At 44.9% G+C, this 12,301-nt stretch carries 12 protein-coding genes; 11 read left to right on the top strand and 1 reads right to left on the bottom strand.

The window, feature by feature from the left end:
- The first annotated feature begins 762 nt into the window (after positions 1-762).
- From folB to GB993_RS05205, 7 genes are all read left to right on the top strand, one after another.
- Positions 763-1,128 carry a dihydroneopterin aldolase gene (gene folB, locus GB993_RS05235; protein ID WP_017261636.1) on the top strand — a complete coding sequence of 122 codons (366 nt, stop codon included), beginning with the start codon at positions 763-765 and terminating at the stop codon, positions 1,126-1,128.
- A 2-nt stretch (positions 1,129-1,130) separates the two neighbouring features.
- Positions 1,131-1,604 (top strand): 2-amino-4-hydroxy-6-hydroxymethyldihydropteridine diphosphokinase, encoded by a 474-nt coding sequence (folK, locus tag GB993_RS05230; RefSeq protein ID WP_162854062.1) that lies wholly within the window; start codon positions 1,131-1,133, stop codon positions 1,602-1,604.
- Positions 1,605-1,695: 91 nt separating this feature from the next.
- Positions 1,696-2,277 (top strand): GTP cyclohydrolase I FolE, encoded by a 582-nt coding sequence (gene folE / locus GB993_RS05225; protein ID WP_161001484.1) that lies wholly within the window; start codon positions 1,696-1,698, stop codon positions 2,275-2,277.
- The gene (locus tag GB993_RS05220) at positions 2,258-3,595 is read left to right on the top strand and encodes a bifunctional folylpolyglutamate synthase/dihydrofolate synthase (RefSeq protein WP_161003346.1); all 1,338 of its coding nucleotides are present in this window, start codon (positions 2,258-2,260) and stop codon (positions 3,593-3,595) included. Before folE ends, GB993_RS05220 begins: the two co-directional genes overlap by 20 nt.
- On the top strand, positions 3,588-4,181 hold the full coding sequence (locus GB993_RS05215; protein ID WP_161003345.1) for a non-canonical purine NTP pyrophosphatase: 594 nt from the start codon (positions 3,588-3,590) through the stop codon (positions 4,179-4,181). Before GB993_RS05220 ends, GB993_RS05215 begins: the two co-directional genes overlap by 8 nt.
- 14 nt (positions 4,182-4,195) lie before the next feature.
- A complete protein-coding gene (gene folP, locus GB993_RS05210) occupies positions 4,196-5,356 on the top strand; it encodes a dihydropteroate synthase (protein ID WP_161003344.1) in 1,161 nt (386 codons plus the stop codon).
- 144 nt (positions 5,357-5,500) lie between these two features.
- Entirely contained in the window at positions 5,501-7,048 is a 1,548-nt protein-coding gene (locus GB993_RS05205) for a UDP-N-acetylmuramoyl-L-alanyl-D-glutamate--2,6-diaminopimelate ligase (protein WP_161003343.1), read from the top strand.
- Positions 7,049-7,230: 182 nt separating this feature from the next.
- Here the strand turns inward: GB993_RS05205 and GB993_RS05200 are convergent, their stop codons facing one another.
- Positions 7,231-7,584: a DUF1516 family protein gene (locus tag GB993_RS05200; RefSeq protein ID WP_161003342.1), complete on the bottom strand. Its 354-nt coding sequence runs from the start codon at positions 7,582-7,584 to the stop codon at positions 7,231-7,233.
- 168 nt (positions 7,585-7,752) lie between these two features.
- On the opposite strand from GB993_RS05200, the gene GB993_RS05195 reads away from it, so the two are divergent.
- The 4 genes from GB993_RS05195 to GB993_RS05180 all read left to right on the top strand — a co-directional run bounded on the left by GB993_RS05195 (position 7,753) and on the right by GB993_RS05180 (position 11,886).
- Positions 7,753-9,228, top strand: a complete 1,476-nt coding sequence (locus GB993_RS05195) for an MATE family efflux transporter (RefSeq protein WP_161003341.1) — start codon at positions 7,753-7,755, stop codon at positions 9,226-9,228.
- Between the two features lie 128 nt (positions 9,229-9,356).
- The gene (locus GB993_RS05190; RefSeq protein WP_017261645.1) at positions 9,357-9,626 is read left to right on the top strand and encodes a hypothetical protein; all 270 of its coding nucleotides are present in this window, start codon (positions 9,357-9,359) and stop codon (positions 9,624-9,626) included.
- 239 nt (positions 9,627-9,865) lie between these two features.
- Positions 9,866-10,717, top strand: a complete 852-nt coding sequence (locus GB993_RS05185) for a DUF3737 family protein (protein ID WP_161003340.1) — start codon at positions 9,866-9,868, stop codon at positions 10,715-10,717.
- Positions 10,714-11,886, top strand: a complete 1,173-nt coding sequence (locus GB993_RS05180) for a MalY/PatB family protein (protein ID WP_161003339.1) — start codon at positions 10,714-10,716, stop codon at positions 11,884-11,886. The genes GB993_RS05185 and GB993_RS05180 overlap by 4 nt, the downstream gene beginning before the upstream one ends.
- Positions 11,887-12,301 lie beyond the last annotated feature (415 nt).

Here is a 12,301-nt window from a genome sequence, read left to right as displayed (position 1 = left end):
AAGAGCGCCCTCACAACAGCCAATTTATGTTATTGCTTGGCTTGCAATCAGGGGCGTTCACACGCTCACAAAAAAACCGCCACAACTTTCGCTGTGGCGGCACGGAAGGACAAATCCTGATCAGCAAGTGGTTTTGCCGCCCGCTGATGAACGAACGTGTTTTAACATCGTGAGAGCCTCAGCGACCTTCACCATGGCTCATTAGTAGTGGCCTTTCAGCACGATGGTTGTCAACGACATGAACCGTGCGCCGATTCACGTGACGTTTGAAACCCTTGACCATCACAGCAGGGATAGGGACAACAATCGGATTAACCGTTTGATTTAGACAACGAGCACGTTCCAGGACTGCGACCAACCAAGCTCGCTTGAAACGAGGCACTGTTGATCTGCGCTAACTTCCGCTCAGGATGGCGGTATCAACGATTGTGATGTGACACATCGCCGTTGACGGTCAAAATTAAAAATTCCGACATGACCGCGAATCCTCTGTGAAAGCCTTGTTCCTTCTGATGGTTATAGTATATCGTCATTTAGAAAAGCACACGCAAAATAGCGATAAAATAAGGCCGAATGATGTCACTTTTGTTGGGCTTGATTGCTAACTTGTTAAACAAACAATGGCGACCTAACGGTGATAAAACAAACTGCACCACACTAAGATGGTGCATGTGATAAGATGAGACTTGATATTCACACAGACGATCGTTGGTTCATGATTATATATTGGACCGAGTATTAATTAAGGACGTGACTAATTTAATGGGTAAAATTCGTATCAATAATATGCAATTTCATACGTATAATGGTGTTTTTCCGGAAGAAAAGAAACTGGGCCAACGGCTGGAAATGGACGTTGAACTGAACTATCCAATTGAGACAAAAGTGCATGATGATGACCTAACAACGACCATTCATTACGGACACGTCTATGACGATATTGAATCGTTCGTTTCGAATCATTCCTATGACTTAATTGAATCGTTGGCTAACAACACGTTGACGATGCTTCAGGAAAAGTATCCCGAAGCTACCGGCGTTACACTCCGCGTGCGCAAATATTCGGTCCCAATTGCCGGAATTTTTGATAACGTTGAAATTGAAGTGGCTGGTGGTGATGCGCAGTGACCATGGCTTATTTAAGTTTGGGATCGAACGTTGGTAACCGACGCAAACACTTATTGTATGCGTTAGCGCAATTGCGCGCGGATCACGCGACTGTCTCAATGAAAACGGCTCATTTTTATATCACTGAACCCGTTGGCGGCGTGGTTCAAGACAATTTCCTGAATACTGCGGTTGCCATTGACACCAAACGGTCGGCAGAATCTTTGCTGGCATTGGTTCATCAAATCGAACAAGCACAGCACCGTCATCGTTTCATCCATTGGGGACCACGCACAATGGATCTAGATATCATCTTTTATGGTGATGAACACATCAATACGAAAACGCTCACAGTGCCACATCCCGAAGCGCCAAATCGGCGGTTTGTGCTCGAACCGATTTTAGAAATTAGTGGGGATGATCGCGCAATTCAGAGACAGGTCAGTGATTGGTTAGCTGAAACGGACGATCATCAACAAATCAACAAATTATCGTAACACCTTTGAATTATTAGCATTGTTAGTCATTTGGCTAACAATCTTACATAAGTTCGTTATTTAGAAATTGTTTTAAAGGAGACACGCATTAATGACAGATGAACAACAAGCCACAATTGAAGGCGCTGTCCGCCAAATTTTAACTGCAGTAGGGGAAGATCCAGATCGGGCTGGCCTTGTCGAAACGCCGGCACGGGTGGCGCGTGCGTACGCCGAGATGTTTTCTTCGCTGGAACAACCGACATTTAAGGATTACAAGCTATTTCATGAAGAGGATAACGCCGACATGGTTGTCGTCGGTCAAATTCCGTTTTATTCGATGTGTGAGCATCATTTACTACCATTTTTTGGTCGTGTCAGTGTTGCCTATGTACCCACAAACGGGACTATTATCGGTCTTAGCAAGATTCCTCGGCTCGTTGATTATGTCAGCCGCCGACCAACAGTACAAGAAAACATTACGAACCAGGTAGCTGCTGAACTAGAAAAAATTTTGAAACCGGCTGGAGTGGCTGTGAGCGTTGCTGCGCGACACATGTGCATGGAAATGCGCGGTGTTAACAAGACGGGGTCTGTTACGCAGACAGCGACATATTTGGGTGAGTTTAAAACAAATAACGCATTACGCCAGGAATTTTTAATGAGGGCCGAACATGGCAACATTAACGTATGAGACATTAATTAATGAAATGAATCAAGCAATGCTTGCGGGCGACGAGGATCGTGTGCCGTTATTGCGCCAAGTACTAGCGGCGGTCGGACAACCCGATGCGCAAGCGCCGATTATTCATGTGGTTGGCACAAACGGCAAGGGATCTACCGTTACTTTGATGGCCGATACATTGATTGCTGCCGGTCATAAAGTCGGTGTGTTTACGAGTCCTGCCATTTCAGATCAGCGCGAGCAAATTGTGATTAATGGGCAGATGATTGGCAAAGAGATATTTGTCCGTTTGTATCAGACACTGTTGTCGACTGTCAAAAAGATTGTGCCGGACGACGCACCACTAACCATTTTTGAGTGGGAGGTTGTCATTGCGTTGACGTGGTTTGCTGAACAACACGTGGACTGGATGATTATCGAAGCTGGACTCGGTGGTTTGATGGACGCTACTAATGCGATTACATCCCCACGATTCAGTGTGTTTACGCACATTGCGTTGGATCATACCCGCATCTTAGGCGACACGATTGCAAAGATTGCACAAAATAAAGCGGGCATTATCAAACCGAACACGAAGGTAGTGATTGCGCCTAGTCAAAGTGATGATGCAAAACGGGTTATTGAACAAACGGCAGCGCGTGTTCACGTGCCAGTGATGCTAGCCAGTAAACAGACATGGTTTGACAATCCTCAATTTGGCTTGGACGGAACGACGGTGGACGTTCATTGGTCCAGCAAGTCGGTTTGGCATCACGTTCATCTTAATTTGGCTGGACAGCATCAATTAGCTAATGCGGCCACTGCACTGACGGTGCTAAAACAAGTCGCTGAACATGACAGCCGCATTGATGAAGATGCCGTGCGAACGGGCTTTAATCAGGCAGCTTTGCCTGGACGATTGACGACGTTAGCAGCAACCGATAAACATCCCCGATTGCTGGTCGATGGTGCTCATAATCCAGATGGGATTCAGTCGCTGATTCGGTTGTTAAAGCAGGTGGCGCCAACACGTCGGTTTACGTTTGTACTTGGCTTTTTAGCTGATAAAAACGTGGCGGGGATGTTGACAGAATTGCTGCCGTTGGCCAAGCAAGTTGTGTTAACGGTTCCAGATCAGCATCAGCGAGCACTACCGATTGATGCATTAACTGAGATGGTGGGTGATACATTGGCCAAACTACAGTTAAATGACGTAGCGGTGTTTTCAACGGCGACTGCGCGTGATGCTTTAGCTTGTTTGCGCAAACGAAACGTTGAACCACCAGTGATTGTGACGGGGAGCTTTTACCTTATCCGGGCGTTGCGGGAGGCTGGTTTAAATGACTAATCCACTATTTGTCGCAGCAACCAACAATCGACAAAAATTTGCCGAGTTGGCACGGACGTTTGCCTTTTTTGGTCAGACGATTCGCCCTTACTGGACTTATCTTGGTCGATTACAATTTCCCAAAGAAGGGACTGCTGATTTCAAAAACAATGCTGAAGGCAAGGCAACGTTTATTCAACAACGCTTGCCAGAAGCGACCGTCGTGGCCGATGACAGTGGCCTGTTTGTCGACGCATTGCCAGACCACTTTGGGGTGACAACGATGCGCGAACTGTCCGCCCATGCGCATGATGATGCGGCCATGAATCGTTACATTCTACGTTTATTAGGCACGCAAACGAACCGTCATGCAATGTTGACGACAACACTGACAGTACTTAGTCACGATGGTCAGTGGCTCACGGCGACAGGGCAGCGCCGGTTCCGGATTCCGTTTGTGCCAGTCGGCCAGTACAGTGTCGGCTTTGATCGGATTATGTGGGATTCTAAAACAGGACTGACGCTGGCTCAACTGCCGAATCAGGCGCGCATTCCGTTTACACCAAGGGGCATTGCAGTGCCTAAATTATTGACACAGTTGCGATAGTGGGAGGATACGACATGAAAGTTACAGAAATAAACGCTGACGACCTCAGTCAAACTAATGGTCTGGCCGAGGCTGCTTTGCTAGATGCCATCAAACATCAGCGTCAGCTGGCATTGATGTTTGAACTCGATAATGCGGATGATCGAACCAGACTGGTCAACTTGATGGGCAATCTTGATGCCGTAGTCACAGTGGCTGGTAATACTGTGCAAACATTGGTTAATGAGGCTGCTTTGCCAGTTTTGGAACAGCAATTAAGTCGTCAGTTTGATCATAATGTGCTGGCAAAAGGCGTCGCCGCGATTCGGCAGCAACATGAAATTCATTGGCAAGCAGGGCGTTTTGATTTTAATGTGACCGCCAAACCACTGATTTACGGAATTTTAAACGTCAGTCCTGATTCATTTTACGATGGTGGCCGCTACCATGATATGGATTCCGTGTTGAAACGGGCGGGTGAGTTTGCCCAAGCAGGTGTGCCCGTGGTTGAAATTGGTGGTCAGACGACGCGACCACACTTTACGGAGATTACGCCAGAAACTGAAATTCAACGGGTTATGCCTTATATTAAGGCCATTAAGGCGCAATATCCTGATTTGGGAATCGCGGTTGACACTTATAAGTTACCGGTGATGAAGGCGGTATTGGACGAAGGGGTTGATATCATTAATGACGTTAACGCCTTTACTGATAATCCTGAAAAACTGCCGCTACTCGCTTCGAGTAATGTTGGTTTGTTAACGATGCATGAAAGTCGTGCCCGCGAATACGATAATTTAACGACGGCAATGACAGATTTCTTTAAAACGAATTTGGATGCACTGAAACACGCTGGTATTGATGAACAGCGGATCGCTCTGGATGAAGGGATTGGGTACGCCAAAGTGGCTGATGGCTACCAGGATTTCACCATGATGCGCAATATCAACCAGTTTTTGCCGTTTGAACGACCGATCATGATTGCCATTTCGCGAAAGGGTTTTGGTCATAAACTGTTCGGTTTGGCAAAGGAAGATCGCCTATCCGTAACGTTGATTGCCGAGGCCTATATGTATTTGCACGGTGGTCGTATTCTGCGGGTTCACGATATCGAAGAAACTAAACAGTTAGTCACGTTACTGGACACGATTGAGGGCAGTTACTGGTTCCCAGACAGAACGGAAATGCATCAGTAGTTTTGACCGTTACCAATGTCATAACTGAAAATGAATACTTAAGGTTTAGTCAAAGCTTTAGTTGTTAAGAAAAATGGCGGCGTTGGTTGATAGTTCTGGTGTATACTGGATATTCAAGAAAGATAAAGGGAAGTTTGGGAACGCATGGCGAAATTACAATTATCAGCATCAGAAATTTTGACGATTTTACGTGAGCACCATTTGTTGACCAACGTGATAAATGCCAATGATCAGTTAGTAGTGACCGATGTCACATACGACTCACGAACGGCAAAGCCGAATGGCTTATTCTTCTGTAAGGGTAACTTCAAGCCGGAGTATTTAACTACGGCGGTCGATGCGGGTGTCACGGCCTATGTATCAGAAGTTGCGGCTAAAGAGTGCGAGGCCACTGGCTTTATCGTGGCGGATATTCAAAAAGCAATGTCACTGTTGAGCGCTGCTTTTTTTGGCTACCCACAAGATGATCTATTTATTGTGGCTTTCACTGGGACGAAGGGGAAAACAACCTCTGCTTACTTTACGCGAGGAATTCTGCAACAGACGACGAATAAACATACCGCATTATTTTCAACCATTGACCGGATTTCAGGACCAAAACCAGAGCAAGAATTTAAGTCTGATCTTACGACACCTGAATCACTCAATTTATTTCATGATATGCGTGAAGCCGTTGATTCTGGCATGACGACGCTGGTCATGGAAGTGTCTTCACAGGCGTACAAGAAGAACCGTGTGTATGGCTTGACGTATGATGTTGGGATCTTTTTAAACATCACGCCAGATCATATCGGGCGCAACGAGCACCCAACGTTTGCTGACTATTTGCACTGTAAATTACAGCTCTTAGTCAATTCTCGCCAGTGCATTATTAATGCAGAAACGGATCACTTAGAAGATATTTATATGGCTGCTAAGGCAACGACAGAACCTGAGGATATCTATCTGTATGCTCATGATGGCTACAAGCCAAGTATTGATGTGCCAATCGACTTCCGCTATCACAGCAATGAAGATACCCTGAAGGATGCTAAATTTACGGTGTCGCATACGGATCTAACGCCAGCCAAACTGAATTTGGATGGCGAGTATCAATTGGCATTGCCTGGTGATTACAATGAAAATAACGCGGTGGCATCAATCATTGCCGCTGGTCTAGCCGGAGCGACAGCTACCGAAGCCCAGCAAACATTACCGGATATCACGGTACCCGGTCGGTTTGAATCAGTTGCCACCAAGAATCACGGGATGGTGTTCGTTGATTATGCCCACAATTACGCATCCGTCAAAGCTTTGCTGTCGTTCTTACGGAAGCAGTATGCTGATAGCCGGATCATTGTGGTGGTTGGTAGCCCTGGTGATAAGGGAATTTCGCGTCGAGAAGGGTTTGGTAAAGCGTTGAACGAAGAGGCCGACGTAGCATACTTAACCGCTGATGATCCTGGTTTCGAAAATCCTGCTGACATTGCCCAACAGATTGATGAACATATTGATCACAACCGGGTTGATGTTCACGTTCAGATTGATCGACCAACTGCCATCCGTGAAGCTATTAGTGATAGTCATGCTGATGATGTGGTTGTGTTGGCAGCAAAGGGTGAGGATCCTTATCAAAAGATTCGCGGGGTAGACACACCATACCCGACTGACATGGCCGTTGCCAAACAAGTGATTGCGGATATTGAAGCGTAATATTATCTCGTTTGTAAGATTAGTATTGCTAAAGCTTGGGCCATTGTTGCCCATGGAAGATAAGATAGCGACAAAAAAGACAGCTCACTTCAAAAATGTGAGCTGTCTTTATATGCCATGACAAATGAAAATGAGCTTTCCATTTGTCATTGTCACGGTAAGGATTGTTTGTGTTCTGATGATTAGGCAGTCAAACTGTAAATGGTGTAGCCGAGGATAATGGTAGCGGCAAACAGCAAGCCGAGGACGACATACAGCCAGGGAGTGACGTGGGTTTCTTGCTTTCTAGCGAAGACGATTTCAACGACGCCAATAAGCAGAATTGCCAACGCACCTTTTAAAATCGTGAGGATGGGAACCGTTGACCAGGTCTTGGTTGCAGCAATGAAACCAGTGATAATCATCACCATGTAGAGTAGTCTGCTCCACATTAGCCACCATTTGACGCGCTTTTCTGTTTTACTGAACACGCCAGCGAGAACTGTCAGAATTAGTAAAATGGCAATCCAAAAATGACTGGCAATTAGAAAATTCATATTTTTTCCTTTCTGAATCAAGTTTTTTTGAGTGAATCAACTTGACATGAAACTGAAGCTATCTTAGCATTGTTAAACCGTGTCGTTAAGCGGTACAATCAATGTTTATACAGGCCTTAACATGCATCACAAAAATGAGCAGGTCTTACAATTTTAAGGAGGGGTCACGTGCACGATTTAACTGAGGGGAATCCAATCAAATTAATATTTTTGTTCACGATGCCCCTACTTATTGGGAATTTATTTCAACAATTATACAACATTTCAGATACGTTGGTCGTTGGTCAAACATTGGGCGTCAACGCATTGGCCGCAGTCGGTTCAACCGGATCCATTAGTTTTCTAATTATCGGGTTTGCCCAAGGACTGACGGCTGGCCTCTCGATTGTGACAGCGCAACGGTTTGGCGCACGGGACTTGAAGGGTGTTCGTGAAAGTTTTGCGGCAAGCATCTGGATCAGTTTGTTTGTAACCGTTGTTCTGACAGTACTCTCGTTGGCGTTTGTTCATCCCATTTTACATTTGATGCAGACACCAGCAGCAATTTATCACGATGCTCTAATTTTTATCTCCATTATTTTTGCTGGTATCTTTGCCTCCGTTGCTTTCAACCTGTTATCAAACATGATTCGTGGACTGGGTGATTCACGGACTCCGCTATACTTTTTGATCATTGGGACGGTCGTCAATGTTGTGTTGGAATTAGCGTTTATTCTAATTTTTCATATGGGCGTTGCTGGTGCAGGATTGGCCACAGTTATTTCTCAGGTTATTTCGGCCGGTTTATGTTTGATTTACATCTGGCGCCACGTACCATTGCTGCGGATCAACCGTCAGGACATGCGTGCAGGGGCTGGTCAGTTGTGGGAACATTTCGCAACGGGGTTACCGATGGGCTTTCAGATGTCAATAATCGCGATTGGTGCCATTGTTATGCAGGCGGCTTTAAACAGTTTAGGAACCGCTTCGGTTGCTTCTTCAACAGCGGCCAGCAAGATTGACCAAATTGCCACAATGCCGATGTCTTCGTTTGGCGTAACCATGGCGACGTTTGCGGCCCAAAACATTGGGGCAGGTAAGTATAACCGCATTATTAAAGGTGTTCGTCAGACGCTGATTTTATCCAGCTCATTTGCGATTGTGATTGGTGCGTTGGAAATTATCTTCGGTAAGGCGTTAGTGAGCCTCTTTATTAGTGGACATGACCCAGCTGTCATGAGGTTGTCGCAAACCTACTTCAACGTGATTGCCAGTTCATACGTGTTACTGGCCGTACTGTTCATTATTCGTAACACGTTACAGGGTGTTGGTCAGCAAGCAATGCCGACCTTTGCCGGCATTGCGGAACTCGTTATGCGTTCTTTCACGGCCTTTTTCCTAGTTGGCCCCTTAGGCTATGCTGGAGCTGTATCAGCGGAGCCATTGGCTTGGCTAGGATCCTGTATCGTTTTGATTCCGTCCTACCTGCGTGCTATTCGACAGTTGCATAATTTACAATACATGCATGATCAAAATGAGCAGGCTAAACAAGTGACGGCGGAATCCGGGACGGGTGATCACACAGAAATCAGTGTCCCAAATTCGACACAAGCCCCGCACGGGTTAAGTCGAGCTGGACAGCACAGTACGAAGCAGGATAGTTGAAGTTCGAAACATAAGACTTGAAATCCAGTTGTTTTTTTGATAACATACAAACTCGTATGCGTTGGGCATAAGACCAGAATAACCCGTTTACCTTCTTGCCGAAGAGAACGGGAATTGAGGTGAAATTAATGGCTGAATTACATGTTGGTGATGTTGTCACTGCGAAAAAGTTTGGACCGTTTGAACACAATTTCGGTGGCGAATTAGAAAAAGTTTATGAAAATTCGGCACTTGTATTGATTGATGATTACAATGACGCTGACAGCATGACTGTCAGTGAAATGAATCGTCGTGCCGTCGTTAAGAACGGTGATATTAAGGTCATTAAAGCTGCACCAGTACCAGAACCGGATCCGGATGAAGAAAATGCCGATGATGCGGAAGATGAGAAAAAATAATAACTGCTAGTTCGTGAGTTCGGTTAGCAGATAATTCAAAGTGATTCCTGTGGTGTATAATCCGCAGGAATCTTTTTTATAACCGGGTTCAAATATGAAAGTTTATTTTGAAGCGTAAAATTCTTTTTGAAAAAGTTTGCCTTATAGTTGCTCGAAGGGGGTAAAGTAGTAACAGTTAGTTACCTTCAATCGGCTGACCGAAGTTTTAAGAACTTGAACATGAAAGAAGCGAATCCTTTTTGAAAAATATTGATCAACAACAATACGTTGGTGAACGGCCATTATTCAATGCCGCTAATTTAAATATTACCAACACAACTTTTGCAGACGGGGAATCACCACTTAAAGAGGGCCATCACCTGACGCTAGAACACGATACGTTTGAATGGAAATATCCACTTTGGTACTGTACGGATGTCAGCGCAGTAAACACGACACTACTGGAAACGGCACGTTCAGGCATTTGGTATACGCACAACATTGATATGAAACAGTGTTTAATTGAGGCACCGAAAACATTTCGTCGTGCCAGTGGCATTCACTTGACCAATGTGCAGATGCCAATTGCTCAGGAAACATTGTGGAGCTGTGACGACATCACCTTGGATCATGTATCCGCTAAGGGCGATTATTTTGGCATGAACAGTCAAAACATCGTTGCCCATGATTTTCAATTGTCTGGTAACTATTCGTTTGACGGTGGACGGAATATTGAAATTCACAACGCCACGATGCTATCAAAAGACGCCTTTTGGAACTGTGAAAATGTGACCGTTTATGATTCCACCATCATCGGTGAATATCTAGGTTGGAATTCAAAGAACATTACGTTTATTAATTGTCGGATCGAAAGTGAACAAGGGCTTTGTTACATGGATAACTTGGTCATGAAGAACTGTTCACTGATCAAAACCAACTTGGCGTTCGAATATTCATCCGTTCACGCTGATATCACGACTAAAATTGACAGTGTCAAAAATCCTGTTAGCGGTGAAATTACAGCACCAGCTATTGGTGAGATTATCTTGCAGGAGGACCAAATCGATCCTAGCAAGACAACAATTACGGAAACTGGGGTGACAGTGAAATGACATACGACTTTACAACGGTTCCTAATCGACGCCACACGAATTCAGTAAAATGGGATGTGGCCGACAATGAGTTACCGATGTGGGTAGCTGACATGGATTTTCAAACGGCACCAGAAATCAAGGCAACGTTAGCTGATAAGGTTGCTAAGGGGATTTTTGGCTATTCCATCATTCCAGACAACTACTATCAGGTAGTGGCAGACTGGTGGCGCAAGCGTCATGGATTTGCTGTGCAAACGGACTGGATTTTATTCTGTAGCGGGGTTGTGCCAGCCATTTCGTCAACTGTTCGGCGGATGACGAATCCAGGTGAACAGGTTTTAGTCCAAGCACCTGTTTACAACATTTTCTATAATTCGATTATTAATAATGGTCGGCGTCAGATTTCCAGTGATTTGGTCTATGAAAACGGTCAGTACCATATTGATTTCGATGATTTGGAAGCCAAGTTGGCTGATCCATTAACGACGATGATGATTCTCTGTAATCCAGCTAACCCTGTTGGCAAAGTGTGGTCGCGGGAAACTTTGCAGCAGATTGGTGAATTGTGCTTGAAACACCATGTGCTAGTATTGTCGGATGAAATTCATTGTGATATTGTCACGGATCCAACTGTTCAGTACACACCGTTTGCATCGATCAGTAGCGATTTGGCCAACAATAGTATTACTTGTGTATCACCGACAAAGACGTTTAATTTGGCGGGTGTTCAAACATCGAGCATGATTATTCCTAATCCGGCCATTCGCGAACGGATTGATCGAGGCATTAATAACGATGAGATTGCTGAACCAAATATTTTTGCAATAGATGCTGCGGTAGCGGCCTTCACTAAGGGTGAACCGTGGTTAAACGAACTGTTAAAGCAATTAGCCGCGAACAAACGGTCAGTGACGACTTTTTTGAGTAATGAACTGCCAGAGGTAACAGTTGCCAGTGGTGCAGCGACTTACCTCATGTGGTTAGACGTGTCCGCCGTTACTAATGATTCGGTGGCACTTTGTAACTTTATTCGCCAAAAAACGGGATTATTCTTGTCTGATGGTGTGGAATATGGTGGCAATGGTAATTTATTTGTCCGGATGAATGTGGCTTGCCCTGACGCCGAACTACAAGATGGCTTAGGACGTCTGAAACGTGGTATTAAAGCTTTTTCAGTTCAAAAATAAATAAACGTGCTGCCATTAGATAGTTGCGATTATCTGAATGTTTCTTGAAAAAAGTGGTTGACACTAAATTTATTTCGCTGTATCTTGAATTCAACGTTAAGAAAACATTAGATAAACATTAAGCGTTGAAGAGAAGAGTAATCGCTCGACAGTTGATAAAGAGAACCCGGTTGGTGAGAAAGGGACAGCGACACAGTGATGAAGATGAGCTCTGAGCGATTCAGTCGGTTCACGCCGACTGAACGGTTGCAACCGTTAACTTGCCGGGTATCAACAGGTACCGTCGAGGCATCATTTGTGAAAATGATGTAAATAAGGGTGGTAACACGGTTAAATCCGTCCCTGATTGTCAGAAGTGACAGTTAGGGACGGATTTTTTTGTTTATCAATGTTTTTAATTAAAAATGCCGCATAC

The organism is Furfurilactobacillus milii, assembly GCF_009864005.1.
Lineage (GTDB): Bacteria > Bacillota > Bacilli > Lactobacillales > Lactobacillaceae > Furfurilactobacillus > Furfurilactobacillus rossiae_B.
Note: the sequence above shows the minus strand (reverse complement) of the source record. Positions and strands in the feature narration are given on the sequence as shown.